15 protein-coding genes are annotated in these 16,029 nt (G+C 64.3%); all 15 read left to right on the forward strand.

Features of this window, described 5'->3' with window-relative positions:
* Positions 1–530 precede the first annotated feature (530 nt).
* Entirely contained in the window at positions 531–1,871 is a 1,341-nt protein-coding gene (locus tag AC069I_RS09935) for a CpaF family protein (RefSeq protein WP_478265193.1), read from the forward strand.
* The gene (locus AC069I_RS09940) at positions 1,864–2,718 is read left to right on the forward strand and encodes a type II secretion system F family protein (protein WP_478265194.1); all 855 of its coding nucleotides are present in this window, start codon (positions 1,864–1,866) and stop codon (positions 2,716–2,718) included. The genes AC069I_RS09935 and AC069I_RS09940 overlap by 8 nt, the downstream gene beginning before the upstream one ends.
* A complete protein-coding gene (locus tag AC069I_RS09945) occupies positions 2,715–3,581 on the forward strand; it encodes a type II secretion system protein (protein WP_478265195.1) in 867 nt (288 codons plus the stop codon). The genes AC069I_RS09940 and AC069I_RS09945 overlap by 4 nt, the downstream gene beginning before the upstream one ends.
* A 16-nt stretch (positions 3,582–3,597) precedes the next feature.
* The gene (locus AC069I_RS09950; protein WP_478265196.1) at positions 3,598–3,816 is read left to right on the forward strand and encodes a hypothetical protein; all 219 of its coding nucleotides are present in this window, start codon (positions 3,598–3,600) and stop codon (positions 3,814–3,816) included.
* Positions 3,813–4,208: a hypothetical protein gene (locus AC069I_RS09955; RefSeq protein WP_478265197.1), complete on the forward strand. Its 396-nt coding sequence runs from the start codon at positions 3,813–3,815 to the stop codon at positions 4,206–4,208. The genes AC069I_RS09950 and AC069I_RS09955 overlap by 4 nt, the downstream gene beginning before the upstream one ends.
* Entirely contained in the window at positions 4,205–4,618 is a 414-nt protein-coding gene (locus AC069I_RS09960; protein WP_478265198.1) for a hypothetical protein, read from the forward strand. The genes AC069I_RS09955 and AC069I_RS09960 overlap by 4 nt, the downstream gene beginning before the upstream one ends.
* Positions 4,615–5,019, forward strand: coding sequence for a pilus assembly protein TadG-related protein (locus AC069I_RS09965; protein WP_478265199.1), 405 nt, complete (start codon positions 4,615–4,617; stop codon positions 5,017–5,019). The genes AC069I_RS09960 and AC069I_RS09965 overlap by 4 nt, the downstream gene beginning before the upstream one ends.
* 12 nt (positions 5,020–5,031) lie before the next feature.
* Entirely contained in the window at positions 5,032–7,743 is a 2,712-nt protein-coding gene (locus AC069I_RS09970; protein ID WP_478265200.1) for a LysM peptidoglycan-binding domain-containing protein, read from the forward strand.
* Between the two features lie 47 nt (positions 7,744–7,790).
* A complete protein-coding gene (locus tag AC069I_RS09975) occupies positions 7,791–8,072 on the forward strand; it encodes a hypothetical protein (protein WP_478265201.1) in 282 nt (93 codons plus the stop codon).
* A gap of 882 nt (positions 8,073–8,954) precedes the next feature.
* A complete protein-coding gene (locus tag AC069I_RS09980; RefSeq protein WP_478265202.1) occupies positions 8,955–9,914 on the forward strand; it encodes an NAD(P)/FAD-dependent oxidoreductase in 960 nt (319 codons plus the stop codon).
* Positions 9,915–10,019: 105 nt separating this feature from the next.
* A complete protein-coding gene (locus AC069I_RS09985) occupies positions 10,020–10,682 on the forward strand; it encodes a class I SAM-dependent methyltransferase (protein ID WP_478265203.1) in 663 nt (220 codons plus the stop codon).
* Between the two features lie 593 nt (positions 10,683–11,275).
* A complete protein-coding gene (locus AC069I_RS09990; protein WP_478265204.1) occupies positions 11,276–11,791 on the forward strand; it encodes a hypothetical protein in 516 nt (171 codons plus the stop codon).
* Between the two features lie 205 nt (positions 11,792–11,996).
* On the forward strand, positions 11,997–14,018 hold the full coding sequence (locus AC069I_RS09995) for a zinc-ribbon domain-containing protein (RefSeq protein ID WP_478265476.1): 2,022 nt from the start codon (positions 11,997–11,999) through the stop codon (positions 14,016–14,018).
* Positions 14,019–14,355: 337 nt separating this feature from the next.
* Complete coding sequence (locus tag AC069I_RS10000) at positions 14,356–15,249, forward strand: hypothetical protein (RefSeq protein WP_478265205.1); 894 nt, start codon at positions 14,356–14,358, stop codon at positions 15,247–15,249.
* Position 15,250: 1 nt separating this feature from the next.
* Positions 15,251–15,784 (forward strand): restriction endonuclease, encoded by a 534-nt coding sequence (locus AC069I_RS10005; protein WP_478265206.1) that lies wholly within the window; start codon positions 15,251–15,253, stop codon positions 15,782–15,784.
* Positions 15,785–16,029: the final 245 nt, after the last annotated feature.

The following is a 16,029-nucleotide window of genomic DNA, read 5'->3' on the forward strand; positions in this document are numbered from 1 at the left end:
GGCGGATTGCGGTCGGCTCCGTTCCCGCGGCATGCCGCACGCTGTTCTGGGGAATGCCGACCTGATGGTGCTGGTCGTACGCAACGACCGGCATTCGCTCCGAGCATTGTCGTCCTCTGTGGACTTGGTTCGCGAGGAGATCGGCCTGCTCGGTTCGGCGGACGACGGTTTGGTGGTCGTTGTTGCGGCAACTCCCGTTGGGTTTCCAGTCAAAGAGGTCGAGAGGCAGTTCGCGAAACTCGGTCTACCGGTTGTCGGTGAGATGCCGTGGGATCCGTCCGCCGCCACGCAGTTCACGGACACGTTTAGGCCAGGCAAACGTTTCGAGACCTCGGCGTTGATGGAGTCCGCCCGGAGGCTCGGGTTCGAAATCGGCAAGCGAGCCTTCACCCGGTCGCGAAGGCTGCGAGGGCGGGTGATCCCTGAGCAGGCACCCGCCAGGCAAGAGAGGCCGCGACGTGAACTAGTGAGGAGGCCGCCGCCTCCGTCGATTCCGCGGCCTGCCTCGTCTGCTGGGGGAGGGGACCGCCATGTTGGTTGAGCAGGACTTCGCAGGAGCGGACGAGCTTGTCGATCGTGTCCAACAGGTTCTCGCGAAGCAGGTTGAAGAAGAGATGGCGCGCCATAGTGAGTCGGAATCGGGAGGCTTCGAGCGTGCGCTCGCCGGAAAGCTGATCGACGAGGTTCTCTCGGCTGCGATCAAGGAGTGGGCTGGTCGAGGCAGGCCGTTCCTGGATCCTGGCAAGGAGTGGTTCGTCAAGCAGGCCGTGATGGCGGAGATGTTCGGCCTGGGACGGCTGGAACCGTTGCTGGCGGACGAAGGCGTCGAGAACATCGACATCATCGGCAATGAGCCCGTCTGGCTGTCCTATGCGGACGGCACGGTCATGCGTGCGCCCCGGATCGCGCCAACTGATGAAGCCTTGCTTCGCTGGTTACAGCGCCTGGCCGCCCGCCATGGTAGGACCGAGCGCTCCATCAACAGCACGTCACCGCTGCTGAACATGGAACTACCGGGCGGGGAGCGCCTGGCCGCCACCATCGAAGTCAGCGACCGCCCGCACGTCTCCATCCGACGGCACCGGCTGTCCAAGACCGGGCTGGCGGACCTCCGCAAGCGGCGGATGATCTCGACGGCGCAACTCGCACTCCTGCGCGCGGCGGTGCGAGCGGAGAAGAACATCGTCGTTTGCGGCAGGCAACGGGCGGGGAAGACGACGCTCCTGCGAGCCCTCTGCTGGGAGATCCCTCCGGACGAACGGTTCGCGACACTGGAGACCGAGTTCGAACTCGGCCTGCATCGGCATCGTGATCGCTTTCCTGCCGTGGTCGCTTTCGAGGAACGGGTCGGTAATTCTGAGCGGTCCGGCAACACCGTCGCCGACCTGTCGCACTTGGTCTGGCAGTCGCTGCGCATGCACACCACGCGCACGATCGTGGGCGAGGTCCGCGGCCGCGAGATCATCCCGATGCTCGACGCGCTTTCGACGGGCGGATCGGGCTCACTCTCCACGCTGCATGCCCGCAACGCGGGGGACGCCATCAACCGGATGGCCCGCCTCTGTCTTGAGGGGAACTCGGCATGGACACCCGAGTTGGCGCACGAAACCGTGGCACATGCGATCGATCTCATCGTGCATGTCGACCTTGTTGCCGACGGAAGCAGCCTCGATCGCTACGTCGCCGAGATCGTCTCCGTCGAGGCTGGTGAGTATGGGCGACCCGCGCGGACTCATCTCTTCCAACGTGCAGAGGGTCGTCGTTCGGTGCCTACCGGCAATCTGCCGACCGACATCGAGGACTACGAGCGCGCCGGGTTCGATCGGAACTGGCTGACCTGTGGCAGCGACGGGGAGTGGGCCCATGCCTGAACTCGCCCTTGCCCTGCTCGGCGTCGGTCTCGTCGGCGGCCTGGCCCTCATCCTCGCCGGAGCGTTCGGTGTCGGCCGACGGCGGAAGCTTGTCTTCCAGCCGAAGGCACTTCGGCGGCATCGCGGCCTGCGCTGGCGAGGACCACTCGCACTGTCAGCCGGCGCTCTGGTCTGGCTCGTCTCCGGCTGGCCGATCGCCGGGGTGGCCATCACGGTCTTCATCGTCTTCCTGCCGTGGCTTTTCGCAGCGGGCGCGATCGCCAAACAACGCATCGAGCGACTGGAAGCCCTGGAAACCTGGCTGCGACGCCTCAGCGACGTCATGGCGGCCGGCAACACGGGACTCGTCAGCGCCATACAGAGCTCCACCCGCGAAGCGCCGACGTGCCTCGCCCGCGAGCTGACCACGCTGGCGCATCGACTGCGGACCTGGGACGTGCAGGAAGCCCTGCTCGAGTTCGCCGACGACATCGACGACCAGATCGGGGACGCCGCGGTGGCCGGCCTCTGCGTCGCACACCGCCAAGGCTCAGGGGTCGCCGGCCTGCTGCGGGCGCTCGCTCGCCAGGTTGCCGAGGACATCGTCGCTCGCCGGACCGCGGAATCCGAACGAGCCCGAAGGAGGTCTACCGCGCGGGTCCTGCTCGGCATCTGGGCGGCGATGTTCTTGGGCATCGCGCTCTTCGGCAGCTCGATGTACACCTCTGCCTATGCCACTCCGGTTGGACAGGTTGTCCTGGCCGTGGTGCTCGGTCTGGTCGGGGCCTCCGCGGCATGGCTACGTCAGCTGGGCCTTGAGCCGCCGGCCGCCCGGTTCCTCTCCGCACGGCCTCGGCGGCGGACATGAGCACGCTCGGCCAACTCATCCTGCTGGCGCTGGGAATCGCCGGCAGCACGACACTGATCATCGCGGCATACGTGCCCGGACGCCTCCGGCTCAGCGACGTCCTCAACGGTCCACCTGTCGTTTCGGACAGTTCGACGCTGAATCCAGTGTTCCGAGCGGTGATCCGGTTTGCCGACCGCTGTGGAGCGAGGTTGCCGACTGCAGATCTCGACCTTGTCGGCCAGAAACGCGAATCTTTCATGCTGAGCCGCATCGGCTATGCGTCCGCCGGAGCGCTGGCGGTTCCGCTGACGGGCGCGGCACTTGCCATCCTCGGGGCTGGGGCACCGGTCTTTCTGACGGGAGCGATGTCGCTGTGCGTCGCAGCATGCGGCTGGACGCTTCCGCGACTCCTGCTGCGCGCCAAAGCGCAGAAGGCGCGGGCGGCGTTCCGAGGTGCTCTGGTCGCCTATGCGAACCTCGTCGCTCTCGGGCGCCTCGGCGACCGCGGCCCGGTCGAAGCGATGCGCTACCCGGCCTCGTTAGGTGACGGCTGGGCATTTCACCGGATCCGGCTGGCGATGAACGAAGCGTCCCTGCGCGGCCGGATGCCATGGGAAGGTCTTGAGCGCCTCGCCGATGAGCTGGGTGTTCGTGAACTCAGGGATCTCGGCCACATCATCACCAGCGCGAGCGAGGGCGGAGCGAGCATCGCGGACACCCTGCGCTCGAAAGCGGCATCGATCACCCAGCAAGGCCTGGCGGACCAGAAGACCGGCTCGTCGATCCGTTCGGATCGGATGGACATGCCGATCGCCGTGATGGGCCTGGCGTTCATCGTCTTTCTCGCCTTCCCCGGCATCTTCACGATGCTCGGCACCTGAAACAAAGGAGAAATCCATGCTCAAAACAGTGGTGACCCGCCTGCAGTTCGCCGTACTCACGATCGGATGCGTCTTGCAGAAGCGCGGAGCACAGTTCGTGCGTGAGAGCGAGCGTGGCGACGAGAACATCACCAAAGCCATCTACGCCGTACTCGGCCTCGTACTGGCCACCGCGATCGCCGGCGCGGTCACGGCCTTCGTGAACGGCAAACTGCCACTGATCGGAGGGCAATGAACCTCCGGCGCCGCGCCGCCCAGCTGACCGGCGAGCGCGGCGACGAGAACGTGTCGGCAATCCTCGGCCTGGGAGCAGTTCTCTTGGTCACGTGGTTCGTCTTGCAAGTCGTTGTCCTGTTCTTGGGGCGGAACGTGGCCTTGGAAGCGGCGCGTGACGGTGTCAACGCCGCGCGGCTACCACCCGTCGACGTGGCGGCCGCTGAGCAGCACGCACAGAACTACGTCAGCCGGGTGACCGGCAGTTGGCTGTCCAATGTGAACGCCGAAGCCACCAGCGACGGCCGGAACGTCACCGTCATCGTCACCGCCGAGGCCGCCTCACTCGTACCGTTCGCACGCTTCTCGGTCAGCCAACGCGCGTCCGGGCCGATCGAGCAGCTGACGCCATGAAGCGCGGGGATCGCGGCGATGTGAACGTCGAAGTCGTGATCGGCGTGTCGGCGCTGATCGTCCTTTTCGGTCTCGCGCTGGTCGGAATGCGGGTCATCACAGCGGAATCCGCGGTGGACGAGGCAGCGCGCTCTGCCGCGCGTGCGGCTTCCATCGCCCGTGATGGCCATGCCGCGGCGTCGGTAGCCGAGGCGCGGGCGCGAGCTGTTATCGCTCAGCAGGGCTTGAACTGCGCGCAGCTCAACATTGCTGTCGATGCTCGAGACTTCGCCAAGCCGCCGGGCGACACCGGCTATGTGGTCGCCACCGTCAGCTGTGAGATCACGTTCGGCGATCTCATGATCCCGGGCTCGCGAGTCGCCGCTTCTGAGTTCCGATCACCGATCGATCGCTACGGAGCCCGTCGATGATCCTCCTGCATGGTGAACGGGGCTCGGTCTCGGTGTGGATAGTAGGGCTGAGTATCGCTCTGATCATCGCGATCGGGTGGGCGGTTGACGGTAGTCGCAAAGCGCAATCCCATTCGGAGGCGACGTCGGTCGCCGAAGAAGCTGCGCGCGCAGCGGGGCAGGCGCTCCGCGTTCAGGCTCTTGCCGCCGGCCAGGCCGCAGACATCAACCCGCAGCAGGCCGTCGCCGAAGCGGAGCGCTACCTCGCGGCGACTGGCACTGCTGGAACCGTTGCTGTGCAGGGGAGCCGGATCGTCGTCGACACCACGATCACCAGAACCACCATCTTCCTCGGCGTCATCGGAGTACCGGAGTTCTCCGTGCGCGGTCATGGCACCGCCGATCTGGTTTCCGACGGATAGAGGAGCGCCGCTATGAGAAGGTTCGTGCGAATCCTCCTCGGTGTCTTGGGTCTCGTTCTGCTCATCGTCGGACCGCCGCTTCTCCTGTGGACATTCAAGTCGGTGTTCCTGCCTGACCACGTACCAGCCTTCGTCGAAGTCGTCGGCTGGATCACCGAGCGAGACACCGGTCAGGTCTTCCTGCTCGTGGTGGCGGTCGCCGGGATGATCGCCTGGTTGCAACTCGCCGTCGCCGTCGTACTCGAATGCGTCGCATTCGCGCGTGGAGTGGCCGCGCCGCGACTGCCTGGACTCCGCTGGGCCCAACGACTCGTGGCAGGTGTTCTCTTCGGGATCCTGGTCGGTACGACGGCCGCCGAAGCCTCGCAGCCAGCCGCACCGGCTTCCATCGCCGCCGCTCCGCAGGTCCCCGAACAGAGAAGCCACCAGGCTGCGGAAGAAGCCGATCCTCCGGTCGCCGGCGGGTACACGGTCGCTCCCGGCGACTCCTTGATGAGCATCGCGGCCACGCAGCTCGGTGACGAGAGGCGCTACCAGGAGATCTTCGATCTGAACCAGGGCCGGCGTCAGGCTGACGGAGAGGCTCTCAGAAGCGTCGACCTGATCAAGCCCGGTTGGCGTCTCACTCTTCCTGCCGGACCGCAGTGCGTGGAAGTGGTTGTCGGCGCAGGTGACACGCTGACTGAGATCGCTCAGAAGCATCTGGGTTCCGCTTCCCGGTACCTCGAGATTTTCGAACTCAACCGAGGTCGGCCACTGCCTGGTGGCCGGGTCTTGGACAACCCGGATTTGATTCATCCCGGTGATGTTCTCCAACTTCCCGGAGTGGCAACGTCTGCGCACGGTGGAGGAGCAGCGTCTGGAGGCTCGGCTCCTGCGCAAGTCACTCCACCCGGCTGTGGGCCTGAGCCAGAGCCTGCGCCGCCAGCTGCCCGGCCCTCGGAACCGACTTGGCCTTTGCCGGAGCGAGTGCCAGCGTCGCCCCCTGCTCAGGCGCCCGTCGAGGTCGCTCCTGAGGGGTACGACAGCGTCGTACCCCTCGTCGCCGTCGGGCTCGGAGGGCTTCTTGCAGCCGGCATTCTGGCGACCTTCGCTCGGCGCAGGATGCTCGCTCAACGACGTCGTCGTCCTGGACAACGAATCCGCCGCCCACTGCCCACGGACCTGGAAACCGCGCTCAGGAAAGCTGAGGAACCCGCCACGGCCGAGGCTCTCGACGTCGCGCTACGCAGTCTCGCCTGTCGTGCCCGAGAGAAGGGTTCCTCCCTCCCGGAATTCCGGTCCGCGGTGGTGGGCAGTCGCGGCCTGATCCTGCATCCATTGGGGCACAGCGCATCCTTCGCCGATTCGCTCGAAATCGATGCGCTAAGCAGCGTGCCGGCACCATATCCGGCTCTTGTCACAGTCGGCCACGACCCTCGTCGCGACCTTGTCATGGTCAACCTCGAGGAAATCGGCACGGTCACGCTCGACGGGACCGCGGAAGAAGCCGAGTCGGTCCTGTTGGCCATGGCCTGGGAACTGGCGACGTCAGCTTGGTCCGAGTCCATCGCCGTGACATTGGTCGGCTTCGGTCGCTCAACCGCGGCGCACCATCCTGCTCGCTTTCGCCATTTCACGTCGGTGGACGAGCTCTCCGAGACAGCCGTGACATCAACGAGTGTGGTCCTGTCCGCTGAACCTTTCGACGTGGAGCAGCACGAGTGCCTTGCCGCAGTGGTTGTTGCGGGTACGTCGACCTCGGAGGGCTGGAGGCTCGATGTTTCCACGAAGTCCACGTTGATCGACGAGCTCGGCATCGAAGTCGAGCTCCAGCGCCTGAACGCCGATCAAGCGGCGGAACTCATCGCGACGCTCGCTGCCGAGGCCAAGGCCGAACAGGTGCCCGCAAGCGACTACTCGGATGTCCCGCCCGAACCGCCGTCGACGACGGGACCTGAGCTGAGGCTTCTCGGGCCGGTCGGGCTGCACAACGTCGACCCGACGAAGGTCGAAGGCAAGAAGATCAACCGGCTCACCGAACTCGCCGCGTTCCTGCTTCTCCACCCCGGCGCGACCGCCGACGAAATCTCCCGGCAACTCGGAACGGACATCCGGCCCTGGTCCCCGGCAACCCGACAGGGCTACATCTCCCGTCTGCGGACCTGGCTCGGTCATGACGAGAACGGCGACCTCTACCTCCCGAACGTCGCGGGGGACGGAGGCGGCTATCGCCTGTCGCAGTCGATGAACAGTGACTGGCATCGTTTCCGGCACCTCGTCGGCACCGGTCAGAACCGCGACACCTCCGATCGGCGAGCTCAGCTCGAAGCAGCACTCGAGCTCGTCACCGGAATGTCCTTCAGCAACATCGGTCCTGGCCGATACGCCTGGAACTCGTGGCACCAGCGAGAAATGATCGACGTCATCGTCGACGTCGCCCACACCCTGGCTGAAACCTGCCAACAGGCCAGTGATCTACCAGCGGCTCGCCGTGCGATCCTCCGAGGCCTCCTCGCCGAACCCGTCAGCGAGCTCCTCTATCGCGACCTTCTCCGCGTGGAGTACCGCGCGGGAAACCTCGCCGCTGTGAAAGAAACCGCCGACAAGCTGACAAAGCTCGCCGCCGTGCTCGACGTCAACCTCGACGAGGAAACAGCCGCGCTCGTGGACACCCTGCTCGGCCCTGGTGAAGGCAGACTCACCAGTGATTTACGTTGCACTCACCCGAATACGTCGCGATAGGCATGGTCTCGCCTTCAACCGGAGGCTAGAGAACCTTAGGAGAAAGCATGTCTGTCGCGACAAAGATCCTTCTCGCCGGCTTCGCGTGTCTGGCGGCTCTTGGGCTCGGCGATGCCGAAGCGTCGGCGTATCAGCAGAGGGAAGAACTCTACCAGTGCATTATCCAAGACAATACGCCACTCTGGTACAACGGAGTGATTCTCCGCTTCGCCAACAAAGGGCAGGGCCTGTACGACGTGTACGACTTCGGTGGCTTCCAGCTCTTGGCAACGCTCTGGGGCGGTACCACCGCATACCGGATCGACCGGTGGAACGTCGGCTGGTGTTAAAGGGCTGCGTAGGGGACTTTTCGGCACTCAATGTCGGAGAGTCTCCTGCGGTTACGTCCTAGTGAACGCAGCCATCACCTTCTGGCGGAGGTGCTCTGAGCGGCGGGAGAAGGCAGTCGACGGCAGCGCCTCGTCAACGGATGAGGCTCGACGGCGTACTGCTGGCACCGTAGCGACCAAAGTTGAACGTTGATCCTGCTGTTGGGCAGACACGAACCCGCTGGTTAAGAGCCAGCGACGCTCCGTGTCGGATGGTGCCGAGTGATGTCGAACAAGACCTTTTCGTCTGGTCACCACGCCTCAGCAGTGTCGGGGTATGTCGCCTGGTGTCGGACGGTTTCGGACCTCTCGGGCTCGTCTCGGGCCCGCAGATGCCGGGCCCTATCGCTTGGTCGGCGTCTTTGCGAATGTGCCCAGCGACGTACAGGGTCAACGTGCCACGCCAGTTGGCGCTCGTCCGCCGGACCGAACTACCGGTCAGCGGCCGTTGAGTACGTCCCGCTTCGATTGTGGCCTTGGGGAACATAGGTACAGCCGTCGGCGCTGAGATTGATCATGGTCGTACAGTACGCTGGCTGGCGGTTCTATCAGGGTTCGCCGAAGGCCGATGCTCGCGGGCGTGATCGCACCGGGCCGTGGTGATCGCCGTGCTGCCCGTACGGAATGTCCCTCTGGCCCGAAATATCAAGCCGTGGATCTCGGGAGCGCCGAGAGCGTCGTGTGCGGCCACCGATCGTCGCCGGGAGCATCCTGATCGTGCGGGCGTGGTCGAGTGCCCGTGATCGCCCCAGTGATCGCCTGCAGCACCTGCTGGGGTCTCCATGTTGCCGTTCCGGCAAGAAGAGTTGCGGCTAGGTGACTGGCTTCTGCACCGTTGCTCGCATGAGTACTCACGACGTAGTCGTCATCGGTGGTGGACCAGCGGGCCTGGCGGCGGCTGTGACGTTGGGCCGTGCCCGGCGTGACGTACTGGTCATCGACGCGGGCAGGCCCCGCAACGCGCCTGCCACCCAGGTCCACAGCTATCTCGGACGCGAAGGTGTCGATCCGCGCGAACTGCTGGCCATCGGCCGATCGGAGGTCGAGCAGTACGGCGGCACCGTCCGCGACGACACCGTGATCGGCGTGGAGCGTGTCAGCGACGATGCCCTGCGGGTCACTCTTGCCGACGAGAGCACTGTTGACGCAAGGCGGGTACTGGTGGCCACTGGTGTCGTCGACGAGCTGCCCGACATTCCCGGCGTCGCCGACCGCTGGGGCGTGGACGTGCTGCACTGTGCCTACTGCCACGGCTACGAGGTTCGAGACAAGGCAATCGGGCTGATCGCCAGCGGCGTCGCCTCCCTCCACCAGGCACAGCTGTGGCGTCAGTGGAGCGAGAAGGTCACCCTGTTCACCAACGAGTCCGTGGAACTGACCGCGCCGCAACGCACCGAGCTCGCCGCGCGCCAGATCAGCGTGGTGCCCGGCCGGGTCACCGGCGTCGAGGTCACCGACGACGCACTCAGCGGCGTCCGGGTCGGTGACAGCGTGACCGAAGTCCAGGCCGCCGTGGTCTTCCCCGTGTCGGTGGCCAAAGTCGACACTCTGCTCGCAGACCTGGGCCTGACGGCCGAGGTCAAGGACATGGACGGCCAGCTCATCGGCGAGACCCTGCCCGCCGACCCCCAGACGGGTGCGACCTCTGTTCCCGGGGTGTGGGCGGCCGGCAACGTGCGAGGCCACCGGGCGCAGGTCATCGACGCTGCCGCACAGGGTGGGCTGACCGGGGCAATGATGAACATCGACCTGGTCACCGAGGACGTGCACCGCGCCGTCGCGGCACATCCCGCCACGCTCTGAACTTCTCGTGAGTCCAGCGTGCGGAAGTTCGATGATCGCCGACACGACGGGAAGTCCTGACACTCGCTTCGACAGCCGGCCACAGGCAAAGGGAAGGCCTTTGAGATGACAGAACACCAGCCGCTCAGCGACGAGGAGACGGCCGCCATGTTCGAGCCGCACGGCTGGGACGAGCGTTACGCCGGCCAGGAGCAGGTCTTCAGCGGACAGCCCAATGTGCAGCTCGTAGCCGAGGCGGCCGGGCTGACACCGGGCAGCGCTCTCGACATCGGCTGCGGCGAGGGAGGCGATGTGATCTGGCTGGCCCGGCAGGGCTGGACTGTCACCGGCGCTGACTTCTCCGCAGCCGGCCTGGCACGCGCTGCCCGGCGCGCCGAGCAGGACGGCGTCGCCGACCATGTCGACTGGTGGCAGATCGACGCTCGCGTCTTCACCGCGGGCAGCCGATCCTACGACCTGGTCACCAGCCACTACCTGCAGCCGCCGGACGGCGGGATGACACAGGTGACCCGCCGGCTCGCCGACGCCGTCGCCCCCGGTGGCCACCTCCTGATCGTGGGCCATGCCCCGATGGGGTCGTCCGCCCCACTGACCGCCGGCCAGCGCGCGGCGATGTTCTCTGCCAAGGACCTGCTGCCCGGCCTGCCGGACGGTTTCGACGTCCTCGCGGTCGAACAACGGCCACGGACCTTGATCCGCGGCGGAACGACGATCCACGCTGCCGACTCCACCCTGCTTGCCTGCCGTCGGCACAAAAACAATCAGTAGGCTGAAAACAGCCTCGGGGGAACATTGGTTCAGCGGCTATCGATGAGAACGATCATGCTCCTGGGGTGTCCTGCCGTGCCTGGCGTAGCTGGTAGCGGTCGGTAACCGAATCGGGGTGACACGTCGGCTGCACTCGGGCTGCACATACGATCAAAGCCCACCGACGGCATCCGGAAATCCGGGATAAAACCGTTGGTGGGCTTTGACCTCTTACTGTGCGCCATCAGGGACTCGTACCCCGAACCGGCTGGTTAAGAGCAAGACCTTTTCGTCTGGTCGCGAGGTGTCCGCGGTGTCGTGTTGTGTCGCCTGGTGTCGGACTGTTTCGGACCCCTCGGGCGCGTCTCGGGCTCGCGGATGTCGAGTTCTGTCGCTTGGTCCAGCCACCTTGGAGGGCCGCGTTGCCGGGTGGTGTGGACGATGACGGTGGAGGACCGGCGCGATCCGGTTGTGTCGGCTGTGAGCACGATGGTGGGGATCGTGGTCGGGCTGACGTCCTCTTCGGGTTCGGCAATGTGTTCGCTCTCGCTCTCCGGCCCGGTGTTCCGGTTTGGGGCGCGCCGTTGGTCGCGCCCGCGGTGGACTTGACGGTCGTGGCGTTGCTCGTGGCGATCCGCCGCCTCTCGGCGCATGGAGCAGCCCCTGAGGTGCGGCGCTCGGCGCAGCGGCTCCTTGTTCTCTCTAGTGCGGTGACGCTGGCGTTGAACGTGGCCGAACCGCTGATCGCCGGACAGATCGGCAAGGCATTGTTCGACGCAGTGGGGCCGCTGTTACTGATCGGTTGGTCCGAGGTCGGACCTGGCTTGCTGCAGGCGCTTGCCGATCTTCGTGACGGCGCGCAGGCCGTTGCTGCTGTTGAGTCGATGAACGCGGTGCGGGAGGTTGCATCGGAGGCGCCGAGCGTGACCCTGGCCGGACTGGACGATGATTTGGTTGAGCGTGGGAAGCAGATGGATGCTCGTCATCGGGAACTGCACCAGCGGCCGATCTCGGCCGAAGGGCTTCGCAAAGCCTTGGGTGTAGGGCGAAGCGTTCCCCGCATCCTGACGCGTGTGGTCCGCTCGGAGTGGCGCGGACCGTCGCAACTGGCCGCGGAACCTGTCTCCTAGGCGCAACCCTTACCCTGCCTTCGTAATATTCACGCAGTGCTCAGGCGCAGGCGGATTTTAGTTTTGTGCGAGGAAGACGGTGACGGAGTCGCCGCTGGAGTCATCCACACGGTGTTCTTGTCGGTGGGGCTGGCTAGTGTCCTCCTTCGTGAACGACGTGAACGCTTTACAGGCGGCGATGGCGCGGAAGGGGACTGCTCAGCGAATGCCGAAGCCTGGGCAGTCTTTGGTCGACTTGTTTCCTGACATTGCCGCGCAGTGGCATCCAACGCGGAACAGTCCCGTGGAACCGAGTCAGGTTCGGGCAGGTAGTGCCGATAAGTTTTGGTGGGTCTGTGGGGTCTGTGGGCATGAGTGGCGAACCTCGGCCAGCAAGCGCACTTGGACCGGCGCCAGTGTCAGTAAGCCGCGAGGATGTCCTCGGTGCGCTGACCGCTCGACTAGCGCTAAACTCAGCACTCCAGGTGAAGGCCAGTCATTGGCGGATCTTTATCCTGAGATCGCCGCCGAGTGGCATCCTTCGCTTAATGGCGATGTCAAGCCGAGTCATGTCTTCCCTGGCAGTAGTTCTACGAAGCGGTGGTGGTTGTGCTCCATCTGCGGGGCCGAGTGGTCAAGTTCGCCGCAGAACCGTACGACCGGAGGTTGCGGGTGTGCACGATGCTCGTTAACCGGTACGTCCCAGCGGGAAATCCGGGTTCGTCATGAGCTGGCTGCAGCCGGCGTTCCGCTGAGTCATCCCCATCCGCGGTTGGTCGTGTCTGGCCGTAGTCCCGTGGCCGCCGATGTCGTCGTCCCCTCCTGGAAGGTCGTCGTTGAGTTCGACGGACGATGGTCCCATTCCTTTCCAGGTAAAGTGTGGGCGGATCAAGTGCAGACCGAGGCTTTGAGCGTGGCTGGCTGGTCTGTGCTTCGCATCCGCGAGGATCTTGAACCGATTGGCCCACTGGATGTAATCGTCTCGGTGACGTGGTCGGAGCGAGAGATCGCGACAGCGGTGATTAAGCGACTGGATGAGGTCGGCCATCGCGCTCTTCACCTCACGCGATACCTGAGCGACGATCAACCGTGGGCGAAGGGGGATGCTGACTTAGAGATCCGTCGTACGTTGAGGTACTCGGTGGCTAACGCCCGCCCAGACCTGGCAGTCGAATGGCACCCTACCCGCAATGGTGAGCTGCGGCCCGAACATACGCACCCGGGATCCAATGATCTAGTTTGGTGGTTATGTAGAGCCTGCGGCCACGAGTGGAAAGCTCCTCCAAGAGCTCGCCAAAGCCACGGGTGCAGGCAGTGTGGCTACAAGCGAACAGCTAAGAAGCTCGCTGTCCCTAAACCTGGCGAGTCGTTGCAGGACGAATACCCTGAGGTTGCTGCTGAATGGCACCCGAACCGTAATGGTGACCGCCTTCCAGCTCACGTCCGTCCATACAGCCACGGCAAGGCTTGGTGGTTATGTTCAACCTGCGGCTGCGAGTGGCAGGCGCCAATAAGCAACAGGACCAAAGCGCGTACGGGATGCCCTCAATGTGCCGCATCGAGGCGCGCTCGGGCTCGTCGGATGCCGTCGGCCGGCGAGTCGTTGCAGGACGAATACCCTGAGGTTGCTGCTGAATGGCACCCGAGCCGCAACGGCGACCTGCGCCCTGATCATTTGCGCCCGCATAGCAATGCGAAGCGATGGTGGCGATGCTCCTGCGGGTATGAATGGGATGCATCCCCTGCTAAACGGGTCCGTGGTGGTCCTGGGTGTGTTAACTGTAAGCGAAAAGCAATATCGCAGGCGATGAGCACTGCGCGCGCTGGCGAGTCACTGGCAGACCTTTACCCGGATGTCGCCACACAATGGCACCCAACACGCAATGGAACGCTACGTCCTGTCGATGTCCGGCCCGGAAGCAACGTTGCTCGTTGGTGGCTATGTAATACCTGTGGTCACGAATGGCAGGTCAAACCAGCTCATCGCACCAGTGCCGGGGCAGGTTGTCCGCAGTGCTCGGCAAAGGCGGCAGGCCTCCGACTGCGTGTTCCGAAGCCCGGAAGGTCCCTGGCCGAGAAATTCCCCGAGGTTGCCGCCATGTGGCACCCAGATAGAAACGCGCACATCGCGCCCATTGATATATATCCTGGCACGAACACGCGTCATTGGTGGCTATGCAATAGGTGTGGCCGTGAGTGGCGAACATCGCCGCACAACCTTACCGCAAGGCCACATGTTTGCCGATGAGCGGACCAATAGACACGTTGCTAGTGTAGACTTTGTTGCAGCTAGCGTGCTCGAATGCGCAAACTTGCGGGTCCGGCAGCCTTCTCTTCGTCTTACGCCGAATCCTTCGCATGTATTTCGCGTCTTCTTCGTAGCCTGTCGGTTCGCTGTCTGGTCAGCGGGTGGTGGCTGGAAACATGCAGGATGGCGGCGCGCCCCTGTGCTGACTCTGTCGGTGACCGGCCTGCCGCTAGCGGCAGGCTGTCGGCGAGCATCGTTCAGGCGGCGATTAGCTGGTCCTCTTACGCAAACCCCCAGTCCCCGTGAGCAGTCCGTCGCGTTGGGATATGGTCGGCCGATGCGTTGTCTCTTGATCGCACCCGCCAGCGTGGACGTTCAGGTGTTGTCTGGCGTGTTGGTGGATCAAGGGTTCGAAGTCCTCTCCGCCTCGGAGTTGGGCGCGGGCGTCACCCTGGCCCAAGCGGCGATTGATCAAGCTGATTGCGCTGTGGCTGTGCTGCCATCACAGCCGACCAGCTACGCAGAGGGGCTGGCGGCCATCTTCATCGAGATCGGGGTCGTCGCCGGCCGCAAGATCCCGATCTTAGTGATCGTCGAGCCCCCTCAAGTGCCTCCTCCAGCACTAGCTGGAGCGACTATCGTGAGGGCACTGGTCACACACGTGGACGCGCTTCGGCTGCATCTCCGGATGTTCATGTTGTCGGTGGCCTCAGGCGGCGCTCGGCAACGGCCAAATCCTCCGGTTTCACCGGAACCATCCTCGCTTGCCGCTTTCCGGGCACGCTTGGAGGCGATCCGCAACCTTCCGCAAGACCGCGGAACGAGAGAGATGCAGTACGAGCGTCTGGTCTACGACATCCTGTCGTCGGGTGCTGGGTCCATTGTGGCTAGCAACGTCGAGTTGCCGCCGGACGGCGGCCGAGAAGCGGATGCGGTGGCTTACATACCAGGGACGGAAAGCGTCCTCGGAACGATCATCGTTGAAGTCAAACACAGGCTCACGGCAGTCGGCCTCCAGAACGCCGAACAACAGTTACAGGCCTACATGAAAGCTGCTCGTGTCGGCTTTGGTCTCCTGGTCTACGACGAGTTGGCGACGGGCGTACACACGGTTCGGACTGCCTCATTCATGCTTGCGTTGTCCATCGATGAGCTGCTTACCGAGCTAGCGAACATGCCGTTAGGCGAACTGTTGGTCCGCGCCCGCAACCGTGCGGTGCACGGAGCGTGACATGATACTCGACCCCGCGGTTATCCGCGATCATTTGAACGCAGCAGCATCGGCGCTGGACACCGATGTGCAGGGCAAGGCGTACGAGAAGTTGATCGTCTACCTTTTTGAGTCCACGCCGGGATGTCTCGTCGAGCCGAACGTCATCAGCGCCTTCGGCAGCGAGCAGGTCGATGTAGCTGTGGGCAATTTGGAAGATCCAGATGGACCGGCTCTGTTGCCCGCTACGTTCCTGGTCGAGTGCAAAGATTGGAGCAAGCCGGTCGACAGCAGCACGCTCGGCTATTTCATCAATACTCTCGCCAACCGCAGCGTTGAGGTTGGACTCATGATTGCCGCTAGGGGAATCACTGGTGATCCACGTGATTTCTCCTATGCGCACTCCCTGCTCATTCAGGCGTCAGCTCGCGGCATCAGGGTCCTGGTGATCACTACTGAAGAGATCGCTGCTCTCACGAACAGTACTGACTTCGTGGAGCTGTTGAACAGACGTTATCTCCGCGCCGTCGCCGGAGGGATGGGCGTCCCCGTCTAACGCCGTCGCACCACCGGGCCGTTGGCTACCTCCAGCAGGCCCTCGAGTCAGTGGACGCGGGCCTCGGCTAGCTATCCGGCCTGAAGCCACGGCGTCTGTGACCGAGGGCGAGGTTCCTTCTGAGTAGACCGCTGCTGGGGCTGCATCTGGCCGTTTCCGAAGTAGCGTGGGCGCCATTTCCGCGACACGCAATCGGTAGCAGTGTCTATCTCATTTCGTATCCCTCGCAGTTGTCGGTCAATGCT

It is taken from the genome of Amycolatopsis sp. NPDC043885, assembly GCF_056435685.1.

Coding starts and splice junctions, on each gene's coding strand:
- AC069I_RS09935 (WP_478265193.1), top strand. CDS start 531: ATGTTGGTTGAGCAGGACTTCGCAGGAGCGGACGAGCTTGTCGATCGT.
- AC069I_RS09940 (WP_478265194.1), top strand. CDS start 1,864: ATGCCTGAACTCGCCCTTGCCCTGCTCGGCGTCGGTCTCGTCGGCGGC.
- AC069I_RS09945 (WP_478265195.1), top strand. CDS start 2,715: ATGAGCACGCTCGGCCAACTCATCCTGCTGGCGCTGGGAATCGCCGGC.
- AC069I_RS09950 (WP_478265196.1), top strand. CDS start 3,598: ATGCTCAAAACAGTGGTGACCCGCCTGCAGTTCGCCGTACTCACGATC.
- AC069I_RS09955 (WP_478265197.1), top strand. CDS start 3,813: ATGAACCTCCGGCGCCGCGCCGCCCAGCTGACCGGCGAGCGCGGCGAC.
- AC069I_RS09960 (WP_478265198.1), top strand. CDS start 4,205: ATGAAGCGCGGGGATCGCGGCGATGTGAACGTCGAAGTCGTGATCGGC.
- AC069I_RS09965 (WP_478265199.1), top strand. CDS start 4,615: ATGATCCTCCTGCATGGTGAACGGGGCTCGGTCTCGGTGTGGATAGTA.
- AC069I_RS09970 (WP_478265200.1), top strand. CDS start 5,032: ATGAGAAGGTTCGTGCGAATCCTCCTCGGTGTCTTGGGTCTCGTTCTG.
- AC069I_RS09975 (WP_478265201.1), top strand. CDS start 7,791: ATGTCTGTCGCGACAAAGATCCTTCTCGCCGGCTTCGCGTGTCTGGCG.
- AC069I_RS09980 (WP_478265202.1), top strand. CDS start 8,955: ATGAGTACTCACGACGTAGTCGTCATCGGTGGTGGACCAGCGGGCCTG.
- AC069I_RS09985 (WP_478265203.1), top strand. CDS start 10,020: ATGACAGAACACCAGCCGCTCAGCGACGAGGAGACGGCCGCCATGTTC.
- AC069I_RS09995 (WP_478265476.1), top strand. CDS start 11,997: ATGCCGAAGCCTGGGCAGTCTTTGGTCGACTTGTTTCCTGACATTGCC.
- AC069I_RS10000 (WP_478265205.1), top strand. CDS start 14,356: ATGCGTTGTCTCTTGATCGCACCCGCCAGCGTGGACGTTCAGGTGTTG.
- AC069I_RS10005 (WP_478265206.1), top strand. CDS start 15,251: ATGATACTCGACCCCGCGGTTATCCGCGATCATTTGAACGCAGCAGCA.